Here is a 25,234-nt window from a genome sequence, read left to right as displayed (position 1 = left end):
GCACCGTGCTCACCGCGTTCGCCCGGGCGTTCAAGACGCCCGACCTGCGCAAGAAGCTGCTCTTCACGCTGTTCATCATCGTGCTGTACCGGTTCGGGGCGCACATCCCCGTCCCGGGCGTCAGCTACGAGAACGTACAGACGTGCGTCGACGCAGCCCAGAAGGGCAATAACAGCCTGTTCGGCTTGGTGAACATGTTCAGCGGCGGAGCGCTGCTGCAGATTACGATCTTCGCGCTCGGCATCATGCCGTACATCACGGCAAGCATCATCCTGCAGCTGCTGACCGTGGTCATCCCCCGACTCGAAGCCCTCAAGAAGGAAGGGCAGTCCGGCCAGGCCAAGATCACTCAGTACACCCGATACCTGACAGTCGCCCTCGCGGTGCTCCAGGGCACCGGTCTGGTGGCAACCGCACGCAGCGGCGCGCTCTTCAGCGGCTGCCCCGTGGCCTCGGAGATCGTTCCCGACCAGTCGATCTTCATCACCGTCACGATGGTCATCACGATGACCGCCGGTACGGCCGCCGTCATGTGGCTCGGTGAGATGATCACCGACAAGGGCATCGGCAACGGCATGTCCATCCTGATGTTCATCTCCATCGCCGCCGGCTTCCCCGGCGCGCTGTGGGCCATCAAGGAGAGCGGCAAGCTCGCTCAGGGCTGGATCGAGTTCGGCACGGTCATTCTGATCGGCTTCGTGATGGTGGGTCTCGTCGTCTTCGTCGAACAGGCGCAGCGCCGGATCCCCGTGCAGTACGCGAAGCGGATGATCGGCCGCAGGTCCTACGGCGGTACGTCGACGTACATCCCGCTGAAGGTCAACCAGGCGGGTGTGATCCCGGTCATCTTCGCGTCGTCGCTGCTCTACATCCCGGCGCTGATCGCGCAGTTCTCCAGTTCGCAGTCGGGCTGGAAGACCTGGATCGAAGCCCACTTCATCAAGGGCGACCATCCGTACTACATCGCGACCTACTTCGTGCTGGTCGTGTTCTTCGCCTTCTTCTACGTGGCCATCACGTTCAACCCCGAAGAAGTAGCGGACAACATGAAGAAGTATGGTGGCTTCATCCCGGGCATCCGGGCCGGTCGACCTACTGCCGAGTATCTGAGTTACGTACTCAACCGGATCACTTGGCCGGGCTCGCTGTACCTGGGGTTGATCGCTCTCGTCCCAACGATGGCGTTGGCAGGCTTCGGCGGCGCGAACCAGAACTTCCCGTTCGGCGGGACAAGCATCCTGATCATCGTGGGTGTGGGTCTGGAGACCGTGAAGCAGATCGAGAGCCAGCTCCAGCAGCGTAATTACGAAGGGTTCCTCCGCTGATGCGAATCGTCCTCGTCGGACCGCCCGGTGCCGGCAAGGGAACGCAGGCTGCGTACCTCGCCAAGAACCTGTCCATCCCGCACATCTCCACCGGTGACCTCTTCCGCGCCAACATCAGCCGGGGCACCGACCTCGGCGTGCAGGCGAAGGGCTACATGGACGCCGGGAACCTGGTTCCCGACGAGGTCACCATCGCGATGGCGCTGGATCGGATGGGGCAGCCGGACGCCGCGAACGGCTTCCTTCTGGACGGCTTTCCCCGCAACGTCTCGCAGGCCGAAGCGCTCGACAAGGCGCTCACGGCCGAGGGGCTGCACCTGGACGCCGTGCTGGACCTGGAGGTCGACGAGGACGAGGTGGTCAAGCGGATCGCCGGTCGGCGGATCTGCCGCAACGACAGCTCGCACGTCTTCCACGTCACGTACAGCCCGCCGAAGAAGCAGGGTGTGTGTGACGAGTGCGGCGGCGAGCTGTACCAGCGGGACGACGACTCGGAGGAGACGGTCCGCACGCGGCTGGAGGTCTACCACACGCAGACCGAGCCGATCATCGACCACTACCGGGAGCAGGGCCTCGTGGTCACCATCTCGGCGCTGGGCAAGGTCGCCGAGGTGACCGAGCGCGCGATGGCGGCTCTGGAGGAGGGGGGCCGGGCCGCATAGGTCCGGTTCACCGTGGTTCCACCTTGTACGGCACAGTGATACGGCCGGGGCGCCCCGAGGGGCACCACGGCCGTACTGCTGTCCGGCGACTACCGTAGATGTTCCCGCGCGGACGCCGCGCGGGGAGACAACGTTTCTTCGACCGAGTGAGGCAGGCCGCCGTCATGGTGGAGATCAAGACCCCCGAGCAGATCGCGAAGATGCGCGAGGCCGGGCTGGTCGTCGCCGCGATCCACGCGGCCACCGGCGAGGCCGCGGTGCCCGGCGCCACCACGAAGGACCTGGACGAGGTCGCGCGCAAGGTCCTCGCCGACCATGGCGCGAAGCCCAACTTCCTCGGTTACGGCGGGTTCCCCGCGACGATCTGCACCTCGGTCAACGAGGTGGTGGTGCACGGGATCCCGGACACCACGACCGTACTGAAGGACGGCGACATCATCTCGATCGACGCCGGCGCGATCGTGGACGGCTGGCACGGTGACGCGGCCTTCACGGCCTTCGTGGGCGGCGGTCACGCTCCGGAGCTGGTCGAGCTCTCGCGCGTGACGGAGGGGGCGATGTGGGCGGGGATCGCCGCGATGCGGGGCGGTGCCCGGCTGGTCGACGTCTCGCGGGCGATCGAGACGTACATCCGCCGCCAGCCGAAGCCCGGCGGCGGCAGGTACGGCATCGTCGAGGATTACGGCGGCCACGGCATCGGCAGCCAGATGCATATGGACCCGCACCTGCTGAACTACGTCTCACGCAAGCGCGGCAAGGGCCCGAAGCTGGTCCCCGGCTTCTGTCTGGCGATCGAGCCGATGGTCTCGCTCGGCACGCCGCACACGGAGGTCCTGGCCGACGAGTGGACGGTCATCACGACCGACGGCACCTGGTCCTCGCACTGGGAGCACTCGGTCGCGCTGACGGAGGACGGCCCGCTGGTCCTGACGGCGGTCGATGGCGGTAAGGCGAAGCTGGCGGAGCTGGGTGTGACGGCGGCGCCGGATCCGCTGGCGTGAGGAGCCGCCCCGGCCCTGGGCCGTACGGGTGTGGCCCGTTCTCCAAGGGTTGACGATCTCCGAGGGTGGGCAAACTCAACGATTCGTGTTTTCGAGAGCCCTGCCGTAGACTGACGCGTCGGCTCTGGTGTACCCGTGTGTCCGCATACGGCGGCCCAGAATCGATCAAGGTAGCCGATTCGAAGGGCGAAGCGTGGCCAAGAAGCAAGGTGCCATCGAAATTGAGGGCACCGTGATCGAGTCTCTCCCGAACGCCATGTTCAAGGTGGAGCTCCAGAACGGTCACAAGGTCCTCGCGCACATCAGCGGCAAGATGCGGATGCACTACATCCGAATCCTTCCCGATGACCGGGTAGTGGTGGAGCTGTCTCCCTACGATCTGACGCGTGGCCGGATCGTCTACCGATACAAGTAGATCTTGCCTCACCCCGCTCCCGGGGTGCCGGCACTGACCCGGAGAACCTCACACCATGAAGGTCAAGCCGAGCGTCAAGAAGATCTGCGACAAGTGCAAGGTGATCCGCCGTCACGGTCGGGTCATGGTCATCTGTGACAACCTGCGCCACAAGCAGCGCCAGGGCTGACGCACGACCCCCTGCATCTCGCAGTACTTCGCGCGACGCGAGCGACAACGTATATACGCAGTGTCCGACGCCATCCGCACCAGCTGATGGCGCCGACACCTCCGGCGGAGGCCGGGGACCCGGAGAGAGCACAGCGGTCCGGGATAGTCACTGCGGAAGACCTCCGAAATCACACAGGAGCCATGAATGGCACGCCTCGCAGGCGTTGACCTCCCGCGCGAAAAGCGCGTCGAGGTCGCCCTCACCTATGTCTTCGGCATCGGGCGCACCCGGTCCAAGGAGACCCTCGCCGCCACCGGCGTCGACCCCAACGTGCGCGTCCGCGACCTCGCCGAGGAAGACCTCGTCAAGCTCCGCGAGTACGTGGACGGCAACCTCAAGACCGAGGGTGACCTCCGTCGCGAGATCCAGGCCGACATCCGCCGCAAGGTCGAGATCGGCTGCTACCAGGGTCTGCGCCACCGTCGCGGCCTGCCGGTCCACGGCCAGCGCACGAGCACGAACGCTCGTACCCGCAAGGGTCCGCGTCGCGCCATCGCCGGCAAGAAGAAGCCGGGCAAGAAGTAGTCCTCAGCGGACGCTCATCAGCGGTCTTCGCTGTAGGACCGACCACCTCCCGTAGGAGTAATAGATGCCCCCCAAGGGTCGTCAGGGCGCTGCCAAGAAGGTGCGCCGCAAGGAAAAGAAGAACGTCGCTCATGGGCACGCCCACATCAAGAGCACGTTCAACAACACCATCGTCTCCATCACCGACCCCTCGGGCAACGTGATCTCCTGGGCCTCCGCCGGCCACGTCGGCTTCAAGGGCTCGCGCAAGTCCACCCCCTTCGCCGCGCAGATGGCCGCCGAGTCGGCCGCCCGCCGGGCGCAGGAGCACGGCATGCGCAAGGTCGACGTCTTCGTCAAGGGTCCCGGCTCCGGCCGTGAGACCGCGATCCGCTCGCTCCAGGCCACCGGCCTGGAGGTGGGTTCGATCCAGGACGTCACCCCCACCCCGCACAACGGCTGCCGCCCCCCGAAGCGTCGCCGCGTTTGATTCTCCGCACCCCCTGAGGGTGCGGCCCGCCGGCGGAGCCGGCTGAAGAAGCACCGCGGGCGGTACGGGGCCTTCGCCCCGTACCGCCCGTATCCTTGTTCTGTTGGCATCAAATAGCGGGTGCCAAGACTGGAGGCATTTCCATGCTTATCGCTCAGCGTCCGTCGCTGACCGAAGAGGTCGTCGACGAATACCGCTCGCGGTTCGTGATCGAGCCCCTGGAGCCGGGTTTCGGCTACACGCTCGGTAACTCTCTGCGCCGTACGCTCCTCTCCTCGATCCCCGGAGCCGCTGTCACCAGCATCCGGATCGACGGGGTCCTGCACGAGTTCACCACCGTGCCGGGCGTCAAGGAGGACGTCACCGACCTCATCCTCAACATCAAGCAGCTCGTCGTCTCCTCGGAGCACGACGAGCCGGTCGTGATGTACCTGCGCAAGCAGGGCCCCGGCCTGGTCACCGCCGCCGACATCGCGCCCCCGGCCGGTGTCGAGGTCCACAACCCGGACCTCGTGCTGGCGACGCTGAACGGCAAGGGCAAGCTGGAGATGGAGCTGACCGTCGAGCGCGGTCGCGGCTACGTCTCCGCCGTCCAGAACAAGCAGGTGGGCCAGGAGATCGGCCGTATCCCGGTCGACTCCATCTACTCGCCGGTGCTCAAGGTCACGTACAAGGTCGAGGCGACCCGTGTCGAGCAGCGCACCGACTTCGACAAGCTGATCGTCGACGTCGAGACCAAGCAGGCCATGCGCCCCCGCGACGCCATGGCGTCCGCCGGCAAGACGCTGGTCGAGCTGTTCGGTCTGGCGCGCGAGCTCAACATCGACGCCGAGGGCATCGACATGGGCCCGTCGCCGACGGACGCGGCGCTCGCCGCCGATCTCGCCCTGCCGATCGAGGAGCTGGAGCTCACCGTTCGGTCGTACAACTGCCTCAAGCGCGAGGGCATCCACTCCGTGGGTGAGCTCGTGGCGCGGTCCGAGGCGGACCTGCTCGACATCCGTAACTTCGGCGCCAAGTCGATCGACGAGGTCAAGGCGAAGCTGGCCGGCATGGGCCTGGCCCTCAAGGACAGCCCGCCCGGATTCGACCCCACCGCCGCCGCCGACGCGTTCGGCGCGGACGACGACGCGGACGCCGGTTTCGTGGAGACCGAGCAGTACTGAAGCCTTTCCGCGGACATCCGTCTGCGGGGAACTGACACCGGTACCTGATACGGCCGGTGCAGATATGAAGGGGTAACACCATGCCGAAGCCCGCCAAGGGTGCCCGTCTGGGCGGCAGCGCCGCGCACGAGCGGCTGCTTCTCGCGAACCTCGCGAAGGCGCTGTTCGAGCACGGCAAGATCACGACGACCGAGGCCAAGGCCCGCCGCCTGCGTCCGGTCGCCGAGCGTCTGGTCACCAAGGCGAAGAAGGGCGACATCCACAACCGTCGCCTCGTTCTCCAGACGATCACGGACAAGAGCATCGTGCACTCGCTCTTCACCGAGATCGCCCCGCGGTACGAGAACCGCCCCGGTGGCTACACCCGCATCACCAAGATCGGTCCCCGTCGTGGCGACAACGCCCCGATGGCGGTCATCGAGCTGGTCGAGGCCCTGACCGTGGCGCAGAAGGCCACCGGTGAGGCCGAGGCCGCCACGAAGCGCGCCGTCAAGGAAGACGCCCTCAAGAAGGAGGCGGACTCCACGGAGGACGCCCCCGTCGAGGACGCCAAGCCGGTCGAGACCGAGGCCAAGGACGAGCCCAAGGACGCCTGAGCGCGTTCTGACGACTGTCCGAAGGACGGGCCCGCTCCCTCACGGGGGCGGGCCCGCTCCGTTTCGAGAGGCTTTGGAGAGGCTTTGGAGAGGAGCCGCGGGTGAGTGAGGACATCGAGGGGGCGGCGCCCGGGTTCGTACGGGTGCGGCTCGACCTGAGTTACGACGGGAAGGACTTCTCCGGCTGGGCGCGGCAGGCCACCCGGCGGACCGTCCAGGGGGACATCGAGGACGCGCTGAAGGTCGTGACCCGGTCCGCGCGGACGTACGAGCTCACCGTCGCGGGACGGACGGACGCGGGCGTGCACGCGCGCGGCCAGGTCGCGCACGTCGACCTGCCCGTCGAACTGTGGGCCGAGCACCGGGAGAGGCTGCTGCGGCGCCTCGCGGGGCGTCTGGCGCACGATGTGCGGGTGTGGCGGGCCGAGGAGGCCCCACCGGGCTTCAACGCCCGTTTCTCGGCGATCTGGCGGCGCTACGCCTACCGCGTCACCGACGATCCCGGCGGCGTCGACCCGCTGCTGCGCAGCCATGTCCTGTGGCACGACTGGACGTTGGACGTGGAGGCGATGAACGCCGCGTCGGCGGGGCTGCTTGGGGAGCACGACTTCGCCGCGTACTGCAAGAGGCGCGAGGGCGCGACGACGATCCGTACGCTCCAGCGGCTGGAGTGGGAGCGGGACGCGCACGGCGTCGTCACCGCTACGGTGCGTGCCGACGCCTTCTGCCACAACATGGTGCGCTCGCTGGTCGGCGCGCTGCTGTTCGTCGGCGACGGGCACCGGCCCGTGGAGTGGCCGGCGAAGGTGCTGGCCGCCGGGGTGCGGGACTCGGCCGTCCATGTCGTACGGCCGCACGGACTCACCCTGGAGGAGGTCGGCTACCCGGCCGACGACCAGCTCGCCGCCCGCAACCGGCTGGCCCGCAACAAGCGGACCCTGCCGGCTGCCGGCGGGACAGGCACCACGTCACTGGTCGACGGGTGCGGTGGCTGCTGCTGACGCCTGCGTCTCACCGCGCTTGCGGATCTGGAGGAAGGTGAACTCCGCGACGTCGTCACCGGTGGTGTAGACGTCCTTGTCCGTCTTCACGACGTCCTTGCCGTTGGTGAAGCCGCCGACGGTGAAGTACACGTACCGGCCTACCGAGTTGGTGGTCTTGCGGCAGATCGTGCCTCCCCGGCAGAACGTCGGGACACCCGACCCGGAGAGTGAGGCCAGACCGCCGCGCGCCTCCTTCTTCGCCTTCAGCGCCTGCGTCTCGGTGGAGAAAACGGCGACACCGACGGTCACCGCCGTGCCACCACGGGTGTACGTGGCGCGGATGACCTGGTCGCAGGTGTTGGAGGCGAGGATCGAGCCGAGGTCGTCCTGGGTGGCGCCGGCGCAGTTCGTGGTGCGGTTCGTCGCGCCCTTCGTGTACTCGCGGTCGCCCATCGTCAGCTTGGAGCCGGGGAACAGGGTGTCCGCGCCGAGCGGCGCCGTGTCCTTGTCCTCGGTGGAGATGAAGTCCTTCGGGTTCGGCGGCGGCAGCGGCACGGCCTCCGAGAAGGACGGCTCGGGCTCGGCGCTCTCGCTGGGCAGGTCGGGCGGCGCGGGCAGGTCGCTCGCGTTCTTGTCGCTCGCCCGCCCGCCGCCGTCGCCGTTCATGGACACGACGGCCGTCGCGACGATCGCCGCGACGGCGGCGGTCGCGAGCGCGCCGCCGCCTATCAGCATCCACCGCCTGCGCCGGGCGCGCTGTGCCGAGGCGTCGGCGAGCGCGGCCCAGTCCGGTGTCTGCCCCTGCGGGTCACGCGATCCGTACGGCCCTTGTGGGGGCGGTCCGTAGGGCCCCCCTTGACCAAAGCTCATGGCGGGAGTTTAAACCGCGCGGGAGGTGATCCGGTCGGGGTACGGGAGGGGAAAATGGTTGGGAGAGTGGGGTCCTGGCCCTGACAATGCGAAGCATGGGACATCTTGAGGCCGCGCATCTGGAGTACTACCTACCGGACGGGCGGGTGCTCCTCGGCGATGCCTCGTTCCGGGTCGGCGAAGGCGCCGTCGTGGCGCTCGTGGGCGCCAACGGCGCGGGCAAGACGACGCTGCTGCGGCTGATGGCGGGGGACCTCCAGCCGCACGGCGGGACGGTCACCGTCTCCGGCGGGCTCGGCGTGATGGAGCAGTTCGTCGGCTCCGTACGGGACGAGCGCACCGTCCGCGACCTGCTGGTCTCCGTCGCCCAGCCGCGCATCAGGGAAGCGGCGAGGGCCGTGGACGCCGCCGAGAACGCCATCATGGAGCGGGACGACGAGGCCGCGCAGATGAGCTACGCGCAGGCGCTCAGCGACTGGGCGGAGGTGCGGGGGTACGAGGCCGAGACCCTGTGGGACACCTGTACGGTCGCGGCGCTCGGCGTCCCGTATGAGAAGGCCCAGTGGCGCGCGCTGAAGACGCTCAGCGGCGGCGAGCAGAAACGGCTGGTGCTGGAGGCGCTGCTGCGCGGGCCCGACGAGGTCCTGCTGCTCGACGAGCCGGACAACTATCTGGACGTGCCGGGGAAGCGGTGGCTGGAGGAGCGGCTCAAGGAGACCTCCAAGACCGTGCTGTTCGTCTCGCACGACCGCGAGCTGCTGGCGCGCAGCGCCCAGCGGATCGTGAGCGTGGAGCCGGGCCCGGCCGGGTCGGACGTCTGGGTGCACGGCGGCGGCTTCGGTACGTACCACGCGGCCCGCAAGGAGCGGTTCGCCCGCTTCGAGGAGCTGCGCCGGCGCTGGGACGAGCAGCACGTCCAGCTCAAGGAGCTGGTCAGGGCCCTGGGGCAGAAGGCCAAGTACAACGACGGCATGGCCTCGCGCTACCGGGCCGCCCAGACGCGGCTGCGCAAGTTCGAGGACGCCGGCCCGCCGCAGGAACCGCCGCGCGAGCAGGACATCCGGATGCGGCTCAAGGGCGGGCGTACCGGGGTACGGGCGGTGACCTGCGAGAACCTGGAGCTGACCGGTCTGATGACGCCGTTCTCGCTGGAGATCTTCTACGGCGAGCGGGTCGCGGTCCTCGGGTCGAACGGCTCCGGCAAGTCGCACTTCCTGCGGCTGCTCGCGGGCGATCCGTCGGTCGCGCACACGGGGAAGTGGAAGCTGGGCGCCCGCGTCGTGCCCGGCCACTTCGCGCAGACGCACGCGCACCCGGAGCTGCTGGGGCGGACCCTGGTCGACATCCTGTGGACCGAGCACGCGAAGGACCGGGGCGGTGCGATGAGCGTGCTGCGCCGCTACGAGCTGGAGCGGCAGGGGGACCAGCCGTTCGACAAGCTGTCGGGCGGGCAGCAGGCGCGTTTCCAGATCCTGCTGCTGGAGCTGGGCGGGACGACGGCGCTGCTGCTGGACGAGCCGACGGACAACCTGGACCTGGAGTCGGCGGAGGCCCTTCAGGACGGGCTTGAGGCGTACGAGGGGACGGTGCTCGCCGTCACGCACGACCGGTGGTTCGCGAAGAGCTTCGACCGGTACCTGGTCTTCGGGTCGGACGGGGTGGTGCGGGAGAGCGTGGAGCCGGTGTGGGACGAGCGGCGGGTGGAGCGGGCGCGGTAGGGCTCGCGCGGGCGGGGCCGGGGCCCTTGGGGGGCCTCGTTTTGACCCGTACGGCGCACCCTGGGTATCCTTCTGGTTCGTTATGCGTATTGGCTTGTTCATTCTCACGTGAGAGGCCCTTACGCCGGTCCACCGGGCCGATGATCCAGCGGCAGGCACGGGTTGCGTCCCCGTACGTCTGCCAGGGCTGTCGTGATCGTCCGGGTGGCCTTGTCAGGACCCACTCACTGAAGAAGCGAAGGCTACGACCGTGCGTACGTACAGCCCCAAGCCCGGCGATGTCACGCGCCAGTGGCACATCATCGACGCGCAGGACATCGTCCTGGGCCGTCTGGCGACTACGGCAGCGAACCTCCTCCGGGGCAAGCACAAGCCGATCTACGCCCCTCACATGGACATGGGCGACTTCGTCGTCATCATCAACGCCGAGAAGGTCCACCTCTCCGGCAACAAGAAGACCCAGAAGATGGCGTACCGCCACTCCGGCTACCCGGGTGGTCTGCGTTCCGTCCGCTACGACGAGCTGCTCGCCAAGAGCCCCGAGAAGGCCGTGGAAAAGGCCATCAAGGGCATGATCCCCAAGAACACCCTGGGCCGTCAGATGCTCTCGAAGCTGAAGGTGTACGCGGGCGACCAGCACCCGCACGCGGCCCAGCAGCCGGTCCCGTTCGAGATCACCCAGGTCGCGCAGTAATCCCGGCCACCGCCTAAGACGAAAAGAAATCTGAGGAACATCGTGGCCGAGACCACCGCAGAGACCCCCGTCGACGCCCCCGAGGGCGAAGAGACGTTCGCCGAGGTGACGACCTTCGAGTCGGAGACCCCCGTCGAGGGCGAGTACACCTCCGAGTCGCTGGCTTCCCGCTTCGGCGACCCCCAGCCGGCCGCCGGCCTGGGCCGTCGTAAGAACGCCATCGCCCGTGTCCGGATCGTTCCGGGCAGCGGCAAGTGGAAGATCAACGGGCGTTCGCTCGAGGACTACTTCCCGAACAAGGTCCACCAGCAGGCTGTCAACGAGCCCTTCAAGGTGCTCGAACTCGACAACCGCTACGACGTCATCGCCCGTATCTCGGGTGGCGGCGTCTCCGGCCAGGCCGGCGCGCTGCGCCTCGGTGTGGCCCGCTCGCTGAACGAGGCGGACGTGGACAACAACCGCGCCCCGCTGAAGAAGGCCGGCTTCCTGAGCCGTGACGACCGCGCGGTCGAGCGCAAGAAGGCCGGTCTCAAGAAGGCCCGCAAGGCGCCGCAGTACAGCAAGCGCTAAACCGCTCGCTCGGCCTTACCACGCCATGGCCCTTACGGCTTCACGGCGTATGTATGGCATATGTTCGCCCCGGCGGCACTCCGTGCTGCCGGGGCGTTCGTTTTCCGAGCTTCCCGATCCCCTGGATGATCCCCCGGGCAATCCCCGTGTTCTCCTTGGATCTTGGCGGAGCTCTTCGGGGCAAGTTCTGAGCATTTTCGGAGGGACAGCTGTGGGACGACTCTTCGGCACGGACGGCGTGCGCGGTATCGCCAACGCGGATCTGACGGCGGAGCTGACGCTCGGCCTCTCGGTCGCGGCGGCACACGTACTCGCCGAGGCGGGCACGTTCGAGGGCCATCGGGCGACAGCGGTGGTGGGGCGCGATCCGCGTGCCTCGGGTGAGTTCCTGGAGGCCGCCGTGGTGGCGGGTCTCGCGAGCGCGGGCGTGGACGTCCTGCGCGTCGGTGTGCTGCCCACTCCCGCGGTGGCGTATCTCACCGGTGCGCTGGGTGCCGACCTCGGCGTGATGCTCTCCGCGAGCCACAACGCCATGCCGGACAACGGCATCAAGTTCTTCGCGCGCGGCGGTCACAAGCTGGCCGACGAGCTGGAGGACCGGATCGAGGCCGCGTATCTGGAGAACACCGTGCACCGCACGGGTGCCCCGTGGGAGCGGCCGACCGGTGCGGGCGTGGGACGGGTCCGTGAGTACGACGAGGGCTTCGACCAGTACATCGCGCATCTCATCGGGGTGCTGCCGAACCGGCTCGACGGGCTCAAGATCGTCCTGGACGAGGCGCACGGCGCCGCGGCCCGTGTGTCGCCGGAGGCGTTCACCCGCGCCGGCGCCGAGATCGTCACGATCGGCGCGGAGCCGGACGGCCTGAACATCAACGACGGCTGCGGCTCGACCCATCTGGACCTCCTGAAGGCCGCGGTCGTCGAGCACGGCGCGGACCTCGGCATCGCGCACGACGGCGACGCCGACCGCTGTCTCGCCGTGGACGCGGCGGGCGAGGAGGTCGACGGCGACCAGATCCTCGCCGTGCTGGCCCTCGCGATGCGTGAGGCGGGGACGCTGCGCGAGGACGCGGTCGTGGGGACGGTGATGTCCAACCTCGGCTTCAAGATCGCGATGGAGCGTGAGGGCATCACCCTCGTACAGACGGCGGTCGGCGACCGTTACGTACTGGAGTCGATGAAGGAGCACGGCTACGCCCTCGGCGGGGAGCAGTCCGGGCATGTCATCGTCCTCGACCACGCGACGACCGGCGACGGCACGCTGACCGGTCTGATGCTGGCGGCGCGCGTGGCGAGCACGGGCCGGTCGCTGGCGGACCTGGCGGGCGTGATGCGGCGGCTGCCGCAGGTCCTGGTGAATGTGCCCGACGTGGACAAGTCGCGCGTCACGACGTCGGCGGAGCTGGCGACGGCGGTGTCGGAGGCGGAGGAGCAGCTCGGGTCGACGGGCCGGGTGCTGCTGCGGCCTTCGGGTACGGAGCCGCTGGTACGGGTGATGGTGGAGGCGGCCGACATCGAGCAGGCGCGCGCGGTGGCAGGGCGGCTGGCGGACGTGGTGAAGTCGGCGCTGGGGTAAGGGAGTCGGGTCTCCGGGGTCGGCGGGACCGACGCTTCCGGCGGGATCGCGGTGGCGCTTCGGGCGGGAGGTCAGTGGCTCTCGGGCACCGGCTTCCCGCGCCCCTTGGCCCAGAGTGCTTTCTGGACCAGCAGGGTGAGCGTTCCGGCGGCGACGATGCCGCCGAGGTTGATCAGGAGCTGGCCGCTGGAGCCCCCCACCTGGTACAGATCGCCGTAGCCGAGGGCGACGGCCGCGTTCGCGGCGGCGGGGACCGTGGTCACCGAGATGGCGACGCCGACCAGCGCGCCGGACTTGGCCGAGGTCAGCGAGAGCATGCCGGCCACCCCGGCGAGCACCGCGACCACCAGGGAGAACAGGTCCGGGTTGAAGATGAAGGAGGTGTTCGGGCGGTCCGCCTCCAGCATGGACCTGTGGAACAGTCCGAACGCGTTCATCAGCAGGCTGAAGCCGGTCGTCAGCACCATCGCGGCGGCGAACCCCGCGAGCAGCGCGCCCGTTGAGCGCAGGGCGAGCCGCGCGGAGCGCCGTACCACCGCCGTGCAGATCCCGGCGAGCGGCCCGAACTCGGGCCCCACCGCCATCGCCCCGACGATCAGGATCGCGTTGTCCAGCACCACACCGCAGGCGGCGATCATCGTCGCGAGGGTGAGGAAGGCGAGATACGTGACCGAGAGGGTGGACTCCTCGTGGGTCGCGTCCGCCAGTTGCTCCCACAGCACGGCGTCGGCGCCCTCGCCCGGGGCATCCTCCTCCGCCTGATCGGCGCGCCGGGAGAGGGACAGCCCGATGTCGTCGGCGGCGATCGATCCGTTCTCGTCGAGTCCGAGACCGCGCAGCTCGGCGATGAGACCGTCGCCCGCCTCGCGCGCGACGTCGCACAGGACGAGATCGCCCGCCGGGTCGCGGGCGGCGCCCGGGACGACCACCAGGTGGGTGGCGCCGACGGTCCGCTCCAGGGTGCTCACGACGCGGTCGGTCAGGTCGGCGGGGACGATCAGGCGCAGATGCAGCACGGTGGATCTCAGACCCTCGCTCGGAGTTTCAGAGTTTACGCAGGGACAGGCGCTGGACCTTGTGGTCGGCGCCCTTCCGGAGGACCAGGGTGGCACGGCCGCGGGTGGGTGCGACGTTCTCCAGCAGATTGAGCCGGTTGACGGTGCGCCAGGTGGTGCGCGCGTAGTCGAGGGCCTCCTCCTCGGAGACCTGGGTGTATTTGAGGAAGTACGAGGACGGGTTCTGGAAGGCCGTCCGGCGCAACTCGCGGAACCGGTTCAGATACCAGCGCTCGATGTCCTCCGCGCGCGCGTCGACGTACACGCTGAAGTCGAAGAAGTCGGCGAGACCGACGCGGGTACGGCCGTCCTGGCCGGGGAGAGCGGGCTGGAGGACGTTGAGGCCCTCGACGATGAGGATGTCGGGGCGTCGTACGGTCAGTTTCTCGCCCGGCACGATGTCGTACTTCAGATGCGAGTAGACCGGCGCCGTCACCTCCTCCTTGCCGGCCTTGATGTCGGCGACGAAGCGGGTCAGCGCCCGGCGGTCGTACGACTCCGGGAAGCCCTTGCGCGACATCAGACCGCGCGCCCGGAGCTCCTTCATCGGCAGGAGGAACCCGTCGGTGGTCACGCGCTCCACGCGGGGGTGCTCGGGCCAGCGGGCGAGCAGCGCCTGGAGGAGCCGGGCGACGGTCGACTTGCCGACGGCCACGCTTCCGGCGACGCCTATCACGAAGGGGGTGCCGCGCTGGGCCCCGTGGCCGTTGCCGGCGTCCTGGAGGAAGGTGTTGAGCGCGCCGCGGAGCTGGCCGGTGGCCTGCACGTACAGGTTGAGCAGCCGGGAGAGCGGCAGATAGACGTCCCGTACCTCGTCCAGATCGATGACGTCCCCGAGCCCGCGCAGCCGCTCGACCTCATCGGCGGTGAGCGGCAGTGGGGTCTTGTCGCGGAGCGCGCTCCACTCGGCGCGGCTGAGGTCGACGAAGGGGGTCGGCCCGTGCTCGGCCCGGCGGTGGACGCTTCGTGACGGCGAAGACGGAGTGATCACGTCGCCATTGTCGGGGGTGGGGGGTTGGTTGTGGGGGGTGGGGTGGGTCACGTGGTGCCCTTCCCCACGCGCCCCCGCCGTCGCCACGCCCCCGCCAGCTGCCCCGCGATGTAGCACGTCGCGATCGTCGACAGCGAGGCGCGGAGCCAGCCGATGTCCGGGGACCACCAGGCGTACGCCGTCACCGGGGTGAACAGCAGCAGGGCCGTGATGCGCAGGGCCCACCAGCGGCGGCGGCGGGGGAGCGGCGGGTGGCCCGTCGGGTCGCCCGAGAGGGTGTCCAGGATGCCTGCCAGGAAGCCGCGGCGGGCCAGGATCTGGGCGTCGGGGAGGGTGGTGAGGATTTCGTCGCGGGTGCCGAAGCCCGGGGGGATCGGGGGGAGGCCGAGCGCCGCGACCAGGGCCGACTGGCGCCGGGCCGGGGCGTCGGAGCCGCGGAGGAGGTTGGTGAGGGGGCGGGTGTCCGTGATGCCGTACGCCTCCGCCAGTGCGGCGGCCGTGGCCGTGACCGCCGCGTGGTCGGGGACCGGTGCCGCCGGGTCCCAGTTGTGGTCGGCGATCTTCTTGCCGCGCTGGAGCAGCGTGAAGCCGTAGCGGTCGCCCGTCCGGCGCAGGACCAGGGCCGGCCACGGTTCGCCGGTGGTGATGTTGTCGGCCGCCGCCGTGAGCCGGTCCTCGCCGAGGAGCGTGGCGCGGACGCCCGGCTCGGGGTCGGCGGCCAGTTCGACGTACGAGGATCTTCCCGGCGCCGGGGCTATCCGCAGCGGGACACCGCACATCAGCGCCGCGTCCACGACGGCGTACGGCGGGGCCGCGACCAGCGCCAGACAGTACGGGACGGAAGGGGCGGAGGGGGAGGCGGCGGAGGGGGCGGGCTCCGACTCGTACGGCTTCGGGCGGGAGAAGAACGGCACCCGCGCCGCCACATGCATCCGTACACCCGCCCGGAAGTCCAGGAACTCCCCCCGCGCGTCCCCGAGATACGCCCACGGGTACTCCGTCGCGTGCACCCCCACCGCCCGGAACTGTTCCAGCGCCTCCCCGTGCCGGTCCGCCAGGATCAGCATCAGCGCCAGGTGGTTGCGGACCCCGGCGACCTCCGGGTCGCCGTGCGGGTACGCGTCCGACAACTCCTGCGCCCGCTTCAGCGCCGCGTGGATCCGGGACCGGTCGATCGGGCCGCCGCCCTCCGACGGGGCGCCGTCGGCCACCACGTCGTACTCGACGGCCGCCAGCAGCGGCAGCGCGCGCAGCTTCGAGCCCGGCAGGGCCTCCTGCGCCGCGCGCTCGGCGAAGTCGAACATCTCCTCGTGCGTGCCGTACCACTTGTCGCACAGGTACTGGAGCGCCGAGAGATGGCAGCCGTAGTGGTGCGGCGCGCGGGCGGTGGCCTCCGACCAGTACGCGTCGAAGACCTCGCGCGGCGCCTGGCTGCCGCGCGCGTGGGTGAGCGCGACCTGCCACGGCACGGGGTCGGTGGGGTTCAGCTCGGTCGCCGCGCTGATCACCGGGACCGCGTCGTCGAGCAGCGCGAAGAACGCCCGGAACTGGTCGGGCGAGACGTCGCTCGCGCGGGCGCCCGTCCGTATCTCCCACGCCTGCTGGACGCAGTGCTCCGCCTTCACCAGCAGGGCGTCCGGGTCCCGCGGCGACTCGGCGAGCCACGCGTCCAGCCAGCCGGGGCTGTGCAGCGCGCTCTCGGCCAGCCGGGGCACGTATCCGCCGCGCCGTTCCCACTCGGCGCCGAGGCGGGTGGCCGCGAGCAGGTCCCTGGCCGGCGCGTGATCACCCGCGTACGCGGCGGTGAGCGCGGTCCGCAGCTCCGGCGTCGGCGGGTCGAGGACGACGGACGCGTCGGGGGGCAGATACGCGCCGACGGCCGCGCCGTGGCGGAGCATCCGCGGCAGGGTGATCAAGGTGCGCAGCGTCGCGGTCATCGTCACGGTCATCCATTGAAGGCGCTGGGAGGTGCCCGCCACCAGAGGCTTTCGGTGACAAAGCCGTATCGCATGGAGTAGCGGGGCCGGGCGGTCGCCCCAGGTCGGGGGCGGTCGGCCCAGCTTCGTGGATGTCGCCCGCGAGCGCTCCCGGGACCTCGCCACCGCCCGCCGTAGGCTGCCGCTCATGTGCGGAATCGTGGGTTATGTCGGTGGACAGTCGGCGCTCGACGTGGTCATCGCCGGTCTCAAGCGACTTGAGTACCGGGGGTACGACTCGGCCGGTGTCGCGGTGCTCGCCGACGGCCAGGTGGCCTCGGCGAAGAAGGCGGGCAAGCTCGTCAATCTGGAGAAGGCGCTGGTGGAGAGGCCGTTGCCGAGCGGCGCCACCGGTATCGGCCACACCCGGTGGGCCACGCACGGCGGCCCGACCGACATCAACGCCCATCCGCACATCGACAACGCGGGCCGCGTCGCCGTCGTGCACAACGGGATCATCGAGAACTTCGCCGCCCTGCGCACCGAGCTGACCGACCGCGGGCACGACCTGTCCTCCGAGACCGACACCGAGGTCGTGGCGCATCTGCTCGCCGAGGCGTTCTCGTCCTGCGGCGAGCTGGCCGAGTCGATGCGGCGGGTGTGCGGGCGGCTGGAGGGCGCGTTCACGCTGGTCGCCGTGCACGCGGACGAGCCGGACGTCGTCGTCGGCGCCCGCCGCAACTCGCCGCTCGTGGTGGGCGTGGGCGACGGCGAGTCCTTCCTCGCCTCCGACGTCGCGGCCTTCATCGCCCATACGCGCTCCGCGATCGAGCTCGGCCAGGACCAGGTGGTGGAACTGCGCCGGGACGGCGTGCGGGTGACCGACTTCGACGGCGCGGACGCCGATGTGCGCGAGTACCACATCGACTGGGACGCGTCGGCAGCCGAGAAGGGCGGCTACGACTACTTCATGCTCAAGGAGATCGCCGAACAGCCGAAGGCCGTCGCCGACACCCTCCTCGGCCGCATCAACGCCGAGGGCTCGCTGACGCTGGACGAGGTACGGATCCCGCCCCGCGTGCTGCGCGCGGCCGACAAGGTCGTCATCGTGGCGTGCGGGACCGCCTTCCACGCCGGGCTGATCGCGAAGTACGCCATCGAGCACTGGACCCGCATCCCCTGCGAGGTGGAGCTGGCGAGCGAGTTCCGCTACCGGGACCCGATCCTGAACACCCGCACCCTCGTCATCGCGATCTCCCAGTCCGGCGAGACGATGGACACGCTGATGGCGCTGCGGCACGCGCGCGACCAGGGCGCCACGGTGCTCGCCATCTGCAACACCAACGGCTCGACCATCCCGAGGGAGTCGGACGCCGTCCTCTACACGCACGCGGGCCCCGAGGTCGCGGTCGCGTCGACGAAGGCGTTCCTGACGCAGCTCGTGGCCTGCTATCTGGTCGCGCTGTATCTGGGGCAGTTGCGCGGCACGAAGTTCGGCGACGAGATCCGGGCCGTCATCCGCGAACTGTCGCGCATCTCCCACGAGGTCGAGCGCGTGCTGGAGACGATGGAACCGGTACGGGAGCTGGCGCGCTCCCTCGCCGACAAGCGGACGGTGCTCTTCCTGGGGCGGCACGTCGGCCACCCGGTGGCGCTGGAGGGCGCGCTGAAGCTGAAGGAACTGGCGTACATGCACGCCGAGGGCTTCGCGGCCGGTGAGCTCAAGCACGGTCCGATCGCGCTGATCGAGGAGGACCTGCCGGTGGTGGTCGTCGTACCGTCGCCGCGCGGGCGTTCGGTGCTGCACGACAAGATCGTGTCCAACATCCAGGAGATCCGGGCGCGGGGGGCGCGGACGATCGTCATCGCGGAGGAGGGCGACGAGGCGGTGGTGCCGTACGCGGACCATCTCATCCGTATCCCGGTCACGCCGACGCTCCTTCAGCCGCTGGTCTCGACGGTGCCGTTGCAGGTCTTCGCGTGCGAACTGGCGACCGCCCGCGGCAACGAGGTGGACCAGCCGCGAAACTTGGCGAAGTCCGTGACGGTGGAGTGAGCCACCGGGAGTGAGACACGGTGGAGTGAGAGGCAGGACCGCAGTGATCATCGGGGTGGGGATCGACGTCGCGGAGATCGAACGCTTCGCGGCGTCGCTGGAGCGCACGCCGGCCATGGCCGAACGGCTCTTCTCGGAGAGGGAGTTGCTGCTGCCCAGCGGGGAACGGCGCGGCATCGCCTCACTGGCCGCACGCTTCGCGGCGAAGGAGGCGCTGGCCAAGGCGCTGGGCGCGCCGGCCGGGCTGCACTGGACGGACGCCGAGGTGTACGTCGAGGAGACCGGCCAGCCGCGGCTGCGGGTACGGGGCACGGTGGCGGCGCGCGCGGCGGAACTGGGCGTACGGACCTGGCATGTGTCGCTCAGCCATGACGCCGGGATCGCGTCGGCGGTGGTGATCGCGGAGGGGTGAGCCGGGGTCCGGTGCGGCAGACTCGGTGCCATGCGTATCGCGTACAGCGTGGAGACCGTACGGACCGCCGAACGGGAGCTGATGGACCGGCTCCCCGAGGGCGTACTCATGCAGCGGGCGGCGGCCGGGCTGGCCGCCGCCTGCGTGGATCTGCTGCGGCGGCGGGGCCGGGTGTACGGGGCCCGGGTCGTCCTGCTCGTCGGCAGCGGCGACAACGGCGGCGACGCGCTGTACGCCGGGGCCCGCCTCGCGCGGCGCGGGGCCGGGGTCTCGGCGGTGCTGCTGGCCCCCGAACGGGCGCACGCGGGCGGGCTCGCGGCGCTGCTGGGCGCGGGCGGGCGATCCCTCGACAATTCGTCCGACCCGTTCGACGTACTGGCCGCCGCCGATCTCGTCGTGGACGGCATCACCGGCATCGGCGGGCGCGGCGGGCTGCGGCCCGACGCGGTGCCGGTGGCGCGCGCCGCGCGCGGCTCCGGCGCGGTGGTCGTGGCCGTCGACCTGCCGAGCGGGGTCGAGGCGGGCAGCGGCGAGGTGGTCGGGGAGGCGCTGCGGGCGGACGCGACGGTGACCTTCGGCACGTACAAGCCGGGCCATCTGATCGACCCGGCGCGGGAGTACGCGGGCGCGGTGCGGCTCGTCGACATCGGGCTCGGCGCGGTGCTGCCGTCGGTGCCGGAGCTGGAGGCGCTCCAACACGCGGACGTGGCACGGCTGTTGCCGGTGCCGACGGGGGAGAGCGACAAGTACCGGCGAGGGGTCGTGGGTGTCGTCGCCGGGTCGGCGCGCTACCCGGGGGCGGCGGTGCTCTCGGTGGCGGGCGCGCTGCACGGGGGCGCGGGGGCGGTGCGGTACGTGGGTCCCGCCGGGGACGCGGTGATCGCCCGCTTCCCCGAGACCCTGATCCACGCCGGGCCGCCGGCGAAGGCGGGCCGCGTCCAGGCGTGGGTGGTCGGCCCGGGCCTCGGGGACGAGCCGGGCGTACGGGACGCCCTGGCCTCCGACGTCCCCGTCCTGATCGACGCGGACGGCCTGCGCGGCCTGGACGCCGGCGCCGTACGGGCGCGTACGGCCCCGACGCTGCTCACCCCGCACGCGGGGGAGGCGGCGGCGCTGCTGGGAGTCCCCCGCGAGGAGGTGGAGTCGGGCCGGCTGGCGGCGGTACGCGAACTGACGGCGCGGTACGGCGCGACGGTCCTGCTCAAGGGCTCGACCACCCTGGTCGCCTCCCCGGACCCCTCGGCCCCGGTCCGCGTCAACCCGACGGGCACCCCCTGGCTGGCGACGGCGGGCAGCGGCGACGTCCTCTCGGGCCTGACGGGCTCCCTGCTGGCCTCGGGCCTCCCGGCACGGGACGCGGCCTCGGCGGCCACGTACCTCCACGGCCTGGCGGCCCGCACGGCGGCGCGGGGCGCACCGGTGAGCGCGGAGGACGTGGCGGCGGGGCTGCGGGGGGCTTGGCGGGACGTGGTGGCGGAGGGGTGAGCCGCGGCGGACACTCCGGGTCTCAGCTGTGGGAGCGCGTCGAACGTGTCCTGGACGCGTACGACATGGCCGGCCGGCCCGCGCCGGAGACGTTCACGCTGCACGTGTCCGGGGACGGGCAGCGCCTGTGTCACGGGCAGATGCCCACTCTGTCGCTGCCCCGGCCCTGAACCGGTCCGCACGCTCAGGATGTGCGACATCGTGCGTGCCCGCCGCCCCTCAGACCTTGTCGAGCCAGATCACTATCCCGGTCAGGTCGTTGAGCACCGCCGCGACGCCCGCCCTGATGGCCGCCGCGCAGCGCTCGGGGGTGAACGAGGCGGGGTCGTACGCCGAGGAGGCGCCGAGGCCCTCGCCGCGGAACGACGCGCCCGACCAGTCGACCGCCGTGACGTTGCCGGTGGGCTCGGCCAGCTCCGCGCCCACGACCAGGAACGGCTGCGACAGGTGGTTGGGGGTGACCATCGCGAGGGGGTCGATGAGGTCGTTGCCCGCGCTGACGATGAGGTCGGGGCGCATCTCCATCGCTTCGCCGATGCTGGGTATGAAGTCGTGGGGGTTGTCCGCGGCCACCGTTCTGAGGTCGACGTGCTCCTCCTCGCCCCAGTTCTCGACCGCCTTCACGAGGGCCCTGGTCGGACGGTCGTCACCCGTGGTGAGCAGCACCACGCGGTAGTCCTCCGAGGGGTGGACGCCGTCCCAGGAGCCGGGCCGCGGCGTCGTGGTCGCCTCCGGGGCGAGTGACGGGGAGGGGACGAATCCCTGGGCGAGAGTGCCGACGGCGGTCGGTTCAGGGTGCGGTTGTGACCAGTCGTCGCCGGAGCTGCATCCGGTGACCAGCGCGGCGGTCGCGGCCAGCGCGGCGACGGCCCGAAGCGGGGGGCGCAAGGCGATCTTCCTCCAAGAGAAGGCGGACGGGGTGGTGGATGGTTCGCCTACATCCTGCTATCCCGGCTTCTGACTGCTTCATCATCAGGTGTCGTCATCGCGCTTGTTTTTCCGGTATTCGCCGACCGGCCGGTTCGTGTTCACCCATGACGTCCACCGTGCACTGGCAACCTGAAGGAGCCAGTCACATGTCACGACACCTCCGCCGCGCCCTCGTCGGGATCACCGCCGCGGTGATCGCTCTCCTGAGCCTCGGCCCGTCGGCGCAGGCCCACGGATTCACCTCGACCGTCTACGCGGACGTCAGCTCGGGTGAAAAGGGTCATATACGCACCGAATTGAAGCTTGAGTACGACCTCTTCGTCGTGTCCGCCGCCGACACCGAGGCGGACGATCCCCTCTTCCGGACCGGGAACGCCGCGTTCGAGGACGGCGACACTGCCGCGCAGGCCGCGGCGCTCAACACCCACGCGGAGTCGGCCGTCTCGTACGTCACCGAGCGCTTCTCGGTCACCTCGGGCGGCGCCGCCTGCACGCCGGCCCGGGTCGGCGACTTCACGATGGGCAGGCAGGAAGGCGTGCCGTACGCCGGGCTGCTGCTCGACTGGGCCTGTCCCGGGGAGGGTGGCGACCGCCAGGTGCGCAGCGAGCTGTTCCCCGACGCCGAGACCTACGTCACCGGCACCAAGACGATCGTCACCTACGAGATCGACGGCCGGTCGGGCAGCGCCGCGCTCGACGCCGGTCATCCGTCGTTCTCCGTGGGGCAGTCCTGGTACGAGCGGTTCTGGGAGTTCTTCCGCCTGGGCGCCGAGCATCTGCTGGGCGGCGTCGACCACATCCTGTTCCTGCTGGCCCTCATCGCCGGGTCACGGCGGCTGCGCGAGATCGTGCTCGCGGCGACCAGTTTCACCCTGGCGCACTCGGTGACGTTCATGCTCGCCGCCCTCGGTCTGGTCGACGTGCCGTCGAGCGTCGTGGAGCCCGTCATCGCGCTGTCGATCGCCGTGGTGGCCGGCTGGTACCTCTGGCGGATCCGGCGGCGAGGCGATCACGCCGGCGAACTCGACCTCGGCCCCGGCCCGGTAACCGGCTCCGGCGGATCGGCCGGACGTGGTCGCCTCGGCCTGGACCGTGCGGGCCGGCTCCGCCTCGGGGTGGTGTTCTGCTTCGGCCTCGTGCACGGCCTGGGCTTCGCGGGCGCGCTGGGCATCGACGAGGCGTTCTCGTGGACCCTGCTCTGGTCGCTCCTGGTGTTCAACGTCGGTATCGAAGCTGTGCAGTTGGCGATCATCGCCCTGGTCTTCCCGCTGCTGGCCCTGCTGCGGCACCGTGCGCCGAGGGCCGCCCTCTGGGCGACCGGCGCCATCTCCGCGGGTGTGTGCGTCATGGGGCTGATCTGGTTCACGCAACGGCTGTTCGGGCTGTGACGTGATGACGTGACGTGGTGTGACGGGGTGTGACGTGGCGGGCCGGGACGCCCGCGCGGGTTCTCTGGAAAGTCCAGAAGTTCCCGGAAGTCCATAAGTTCAGCTGGTGCGAAGGTCGCGGTCGTCTCCGGTTCACCAACGGCCGACAAGTTATCGATGCCCAATACATCCACCCATGTGGGTAAAAGGAACGTAAACAAATGACACTCAGACCTTCTGTGCGGGCCTCCCGGCCCGCGCGACGCCGCGTGGCCACCGGGGCCGCGGCGGCATTCCTGGGCTTGGCCGTCGCCTTCGGCGGCGGCATGACGTCCCCCGCCGGCGCCGCCGAGCCCACGACGCTCACCGGCATCATCCTCGGCGTCGGCGCCAACGAGTCCCAGCGCACGGTGACGTGGTACTCCTCGGCCGACACCGCGCAAAAGCTCCAGGTCGCCCCGACCGCGGAGCTGGTCGACGGCGAATTCCCGGCCGGCGCCGCCACCTTCGACGCCATCGGCGGGGCGAACATCGCCACGAGCGGCGGCTTCAACCGCCACGCCACGATCACCGGCCTGAAGGAGCAGACGCAGTACTCCTACCGCGTCGGCACCGAGGGGACCTGGTCGAAGGCGTACGCCTTCAAGACGCAGGACTTCGAGGGCGACTACGACTTCCTGTTCTACGGCGACCCGCAGATCGGCGCGTCCGGCGATCTGGCGAAGGACCAGGCCGGCTGGCAGGACACCGTGGACGTCTCGCTGGCGGCCAACCCGAACGCCGAACTCCTGGTGTCGGGCGGTGACCAGGTCGAGACCGCCAACAACGAAGCGCAGTGGAACTCCTTCCTGGCACCCGACAAGCTGCGCCAGTACCCCTGGGCCGCCACCATCGGCAACCACGACGTCGGCGGCAAGGCGTACGAGCAGCACTTCTCCACCCCGAACACGGACCGCTCGGGCCCGCTGTACTCCAACGGCAACCCGGCGTCCAACACCTCCGGCGGTGACTACTGGTACATCTACAAGGATGTGCTGTTCATCGACCTCAACAGCAACAGCTACTCCACCGCCCAGGGTGGCGGCGGCGACGCGGCGCACCTCGCCTACGTCACCGACGTCATCAACAAGCACGGTGCCGAGGCCAAGTGGAAGGTGCTCACCTACCACCACGCCATCTACTCGCCGGCCTCCCACGCCAAGGACGGCGACAACAAGATCCGCCGTACGGACTTCCCGACCGCGTTCTCCAAGCTCGGCGTCGACCTGGTGCTCCAGGGCCACGACCACAGCTACTCGCGCAGCTACCTGATCAAGAACGGCGAGAAGGCGGACCCGGCCGAGCAGCCCGGTGCCTCGGACGTGTACGCCGGTCCCGGCGGCGTCCTGTACGTGACGGGCAACTCCGCCTCGGGCTCGAAGTACTACGACATCACCAAGCCGGACAGCAGCGGCACGAGCGGCGCCGGCAACGGCCCGGACCCGCTGAACCCGGACAGCTACTGGTACAACTCGGTCCAGAACCAGGAGCATGTCCGCACCTACGTCAAGGTCCAGGTGCGCAACGACAAGCTCGTCGTCGAGAACGTCCGCAGCGGCACCTGCGCCGCTCCGAACGCCGCCGTCGAGACGGGTGATTGGTGCAACAACACCACCGAGGGCCAGCCGGTCGGCTCCCTCGTCGACAAGGTCACGGTGCACCCGTTCCACGGTGACGGCCAGGACCTCCAGGTCGACGTACCCAACGTCGCCCCCGGCGAGTTCGGCTGGACGATCGACGGCTACAACGGCCTGGTGGACCTCGGCACCGCCAAGGAGACCGGCGGCACCCACTTCGAGGCGGCGGGCAAGATCAACCCGATCGCCGTCTCGGACAGCCGCCGTTCGCTCGCCCCCTGGTCGATCTCGGCCAACGTGAGCGACTTCAAGGACGCCGGCAAGACGTTCTCCGGCTCCTACCTCGGCTGGACGCCGCGCGTGCTCGTGAACGGCGCGGGGTCGAAGGCGGGCGCGAAGGTTGCCTCCCGCTACGACGACCAGGGCGAGGGTCTCTCCGTCTCGCGCGGCCTCGGTTCGGCCGAGCAGGGCCACGCCCGGGGTACGGCCAAGCTGGGCGCTGACCTGGGTCTGAGGATCCCGGACAGCGTCGAGAAGGGTGGCTACCGCGCCACTCTCACGATCACTGCCCTGAGCAGCTGATCCGACCCGCTCCACTGGCGGGGCAGGCGCCTTCGGGTGG

25 protein-coding genes are annotated in these 25,234 nt (G+C 70.0%); 20 read left to right on the top strand and 5 right to left on the bottom strand.

Going from position 1 to position 25,234, the window contains the following annotated elements:
• The first annotated feature begins 5 nt into the window (after positions 1 to 5).
• The 10 genes from secY to truA all read left to right on the top strand — a co-directional run bounded on the left by secY (position 6) and on the right by truA (position 7,371).
• Positions 6 to 1,325, top strand: coding sequence for a preprotein translocase subunit SecY (gene secY / locus ACIBBB_RS19685; RefSeq protein ID WP_078075536.1), 1,320 nt, complete (start codon positions 6 to 8; stop codon positions 1,323 to 1,325).
• Positions 1,325 to 1,987, top strand: a complete 663-nt coding sequence (locus ACIBBB_RS19680; RefSeq protein WP_398983613.1) for an adenylate kinase — start codon at positions 1,325 to 1,327, stop codon at positions 1,985 to 1,987. The genes secY and ACIBBB_RS19680 overlap by 1 nt, the downstream gene beginning before the upstream one ends.
• A gap of 164 nt (positions 1,988 to 2,151) precedes the next feature.
• Positions 2,152 to 2,988: a type I methionyl aminopeptidase gene (gene map / locus ACIBBB_RS19675; protein ID WP_398983947.1), complete on the top strand. Its 837-nt coding sequence runs from the start codon at positions 2,152 to 2,154 to the stop codon at positions 2,986 to 2,988.
• Positions 2,989 to 3,181: 193 nt separating this feature from the next.
• The gene (gene infA, locus ACIBBB_RS19670; RefSeq protein WP_003956442.1) at positions 3,182 to 3,403 is read left to right on the top strand and encodes a translation initiation factor IF-1; all 222 of its coding nucleotides are present in this window, start codon (positions 3,182 to 3,184) and stop codon (positions 3,401 to 3,403) included.
• 55 nt (positions 3,404 to 3,458) lie between these two features.
• Positions 3,459 to 3,572: a 50S ribosomal protein L36 gene (gene rpmJ, locus ACIBBB_RS19665; RefSeq protein ID WP_003956441.1), complete on the top strand. Its 114-nt coding sequence runs from the start codon at positions 3,459 to 3,461 to the stop codon at positions 3,570 to 3,572.
• Positions 3,573 to 3,758: 186 nt separating this feature from the next.
• Positions 3,759 to 4,139, top strand: coding sequence for a 30S ribosomal protein S13 (gene rpsM, locus ACIBBB_RS19660; RefSeq protein ID WP_164252337.1), 381 nt, complete (start codon positions 3,759 to 3,761; stop codon positions 4,137 to 4,139).
• A gap of 64 nt (positions 4,140 to 4,203) precedes the next feature.
• Complete coding sequence (rpsK, locus tag ACIBBB_RS19655) at positions 4,204 to 4,608, top strand: 30S ribosomal protein S11 (RefSeq protein ID WP_003956432.1); 405 nt, start codon at positions 4,204 to 4,206, stop codon at positions 4,606 to 4,608.
• Between the two features lie 143 nt (positions 4,609 to 4,751).
• Positions 4,752 to 5,774 carry a DNA-directed RNA polymerase subunit alpha gene (locus ACIBBB_RS19650; RefSeq protein WP_003956430.1) on the top strand — a complete coding sequence of 341 codons (1,023 nt, stop codon included), beginning with the start codon at positions 4,752 to 4,754 and terminating at the stop codon, positions 5,772 to 5,774.
• Between the two features lie 80 nt (positions 5,775 to 5,854).
• A complete protein-coding gene (gene rplQ / locus ACIBBB_RS19645; RefSeq protein WP_398983610.1) occupies positions 5,855 to 6,370 on the top strand; it encodes a 50S ribosomal protein L17 in 516 nt (171 codons plus the stop codon).
• Between the two features lie 101 nt (positions 6,371 to 6,471).
• The gene (gene truA, locus ACIBBB_RS19640) at positions 6,472 to 7,371 is read left to right on the top strand and encodes a tRNA pseudouridine(38-40) synthase TruA (RefSeq protein WP_398983608.1); all 900 of its coding nucleotides are present in this window, start codon (positions 6,472 to 6,474) and stop codon (positions 7,369 to 7,371) included.
• Here truA and ACIBBB_RS19635 read toward each other — a convergent pair.
• A complete protein-coding gene (locus ACIBBB_RS19635) occupies positions 7,339 to 8,223 on the bottom strand; it encodes a hypothetical protein (protein WP_398983606.1) in 885 nt (294 codons plus the stop codon). The genes truA and ACIBBB_RS19635 overlap by 33 nt on opposite strands.
• Before the next feature lie 86 nt (positions 8,224 to 8,309).
• Here ACIBBB_RS19635 and ACIBBB_RS19630 point away from each other — a divergent pair, with 86 nt between their 5' ends.
• From ACIBBB_RS19630 to glmM, 4 genes are all read left to right on the top strand, one after another.
• Positions 8,310 to 9,941, top strand: a complete 1,632-nt coding sequence (locus tag ACIBBB_RS19630) for an ABC-F family ATP-binding cassette domain-containing protein (protein WP_398983604.1) — start codon at positions 8,310 to 8,312, stop codon at positions 9,939 to 9,941.
• 250 nt (positions 9,942 to 10,191) lie between these two features.
• On the top strand, positions 10,192 to 10,635 hold the full coding sequence (rplM, locus tag ACIBBB_RS19625; protein ID WP_398983602.1) for a 50S ribosomal protein L13: 444 nt from the start codon (positions 10,192 to 10,194) through the stop codon (positions 10,633 to 10,635).
• Positions 10,636 to 10,677: 42 nt separating this feature from the next.
• Entirely contained in the window at positions 10,678 to 11,205 is a 528-nt protein-coding gene (gene rpsI / locus ACIBBB_RS19620) for a 30S ribosomal protein S9 (protein WP_189107637.1), read from the top strand.
• Between the two features lie 211 nt (positions 11,206 to 11,416).
• Positions 11,417 to 12,784, top strand: a complete 1,368-nt coding sequence (gene glmM / locus ACIBBB_RS19615; RefSeq protein WP_398983599.1) for a phosphoglucosamine mutase — start codon at positions 11,417 to 11,419, stop codon at positions 12,782 to 12,784.
• Positions 12,785 to 12,855: 71 nt separating this feature from the next.
• Here glmM and ACIBBB_RS19610 read toward each other — a convergent pair whose 3' ends face one another.
• The 3 genes from ACIBBB_RS19610 to ACIBBB_RS19600 are packed head-to-tail and all read right to left on the bottom strand — an operon-like array spanning position 12,856 to position 16,779.
• Positions 12,856 to 13,800 carry a DUF389 domain-containing protein gene (locus tag ACIBBB_RS19610; RefSeq protein WP_398983597.1) on the bottom strand — a complete coding sequence of 315 codons (945 nt, stop codon included), beginning with the start codon at positions 13,798 to 13,800 and terminating at the stop codon, positions 12,856 to 12,858.
• A gap of 28 nt (positions 13,801 to 13,828) precedes the next feature.
• Positions 13,829 to 14,827, bottom strand: coding sequence for a type I pantothenate kinase (coaA, locus tag ACIBBB_RS19605; RefSeq protein ID WP_398983945.1), 999 nt, complete (start codon positions 14,825 to 14,827; stop codon positions 13,829 to 13,831).
• Between the two features lie 50 nt (positions 14,828 to 14,877).
• A complete protein-coding gene (locus tag ACIBBB_RS19600; RefSeq protein ID WP_398983594.1) occupies positions 14,878 to 16,779 on the bottom strand; it encodes a hypothetical protein in 1,902 nt (633 codons plus the stop codon).
• A gap of 175 nt (positions 16,780 to 16,954) precedes the next feature.
• Between ACIBBB_RS19600 and glmS the strand changes: the two genes are divergently transcribed.
• The 4 genes from glmS to ACIBBB_RS19580 are packed head-to-tail and all read left to right on the top strand — an operon-like array spanning position 16,955 to position 20,869.
• Positions 16,955 to 18,802, top strand: a complete 1,848-nt coding sequence (glmS, locus tag ACIBBB_RS19595; RefSeq protein WP_398983592.1) for a glutamine--fructose-6-phosphate transaminase (isomerizing) — start codon at positions 16,955 to 16,957, stop codon at positions 18,800 to 18,802.
• Positions 18,803 to 18,845: 43 nt separating this feature from the next.
• The gene (locus ACIBBB_RS19590; protein ID WP_398983943.1) at positions 18,846 to 19,214 is read left to right on the top strand and encodes a holo-ACP synthase; all 369 of its coding nucleotides are present in this window, start codon (positions 18,846 to 18,848) and stop codon (positions 19,212 to 19,214) included.
• 30 nt (positions 19,215 to 19,244) lie between these two features.
• Entirely contained in the window at positions 19,245 to 20,699 is a 1,455-nt protein-coding gene (locus ACIBBB_RS19585) for an NAD(P)H-hydrate dehydratase (RefSeq protein WP_398983590.1), read from the top strand.
• Entirely contained in the window at positions 20,696 to 20,869 is a 174-nt protein-coding gene (locus ACIBBB_RS19580) for a hypothetical protein (protein ID WP_398983588.1), read from the top strand. Before ACIBBB_RS19585 ends, ACIBBB_RS19580 begins: the two co-directional genes overlap by 4 nt.
• A gap of 49 nt (positions 20,870 to 20,918) precedes the next feature.
• Here the strand turns inward: ACIBBB_RS19580 and ACIBBB_RS19575 are convergent, their stop codons facing one another.
• Positions 20,919 to 21,587, bottom strand: a complete 669-nt coding sequence (locus tag ACIBBB_RS19575) for a hypothetical protein (protein WP_398983586.1) — start codon at positions 21,585 to 21,587, stop codon at positions 20,919 to 20,921.
• A 188-nt stretch (positions 21,588 to 21,775) separates the two neighbouring features.
• Here ACIBBB_RS19575 and ACIBBB_RS19570 point away from each other — a divergent pair, with 188 nt between their 5' ends.
• Entirely contained in the window at positions 21,776 to 23,017 is a 1,242-nt protein-coding gene (locus ACIBBB_RS19570) for a HupE/UreJ family protein (RefSeq protein ID WP_398983584.1), read from the top strand.
• Positions 23,018 to 23,217: 200 nt separating this feature from the next.
• Positions 23,218 to 25,194 carry a fibronectin type III domain-containing protein gene (locus ACIBBB_RS19565; RefSeq protein WP_398983581.1) on the top strand — a complete coding sequence of 659 codons (1,977 nt, stop codon included), beginning with the start codon at positions 23,218 to 23,220 and terminating at the stop codon, positions 25,192 to 25,194.
• Positions 25,195 to 25,234: the final 40 nt, after the last annotated feature.

Origin of the sequence: Streptomyces sp. NPDC051217 (assembly GCF_044455465.1) — a bacterium.
In the GTDB taxonomy this organism is placed as follows: Bacteria; Actinomycetota; Actinomycetes; order Streptomycetales; family Streptomycetaceae; genus Streptomyces.
The sequence above is the reverse complement of the archived record's forward strand: the minus strand, read 5'-3'. Positions and strand labels throughout refer to the sequence as shown.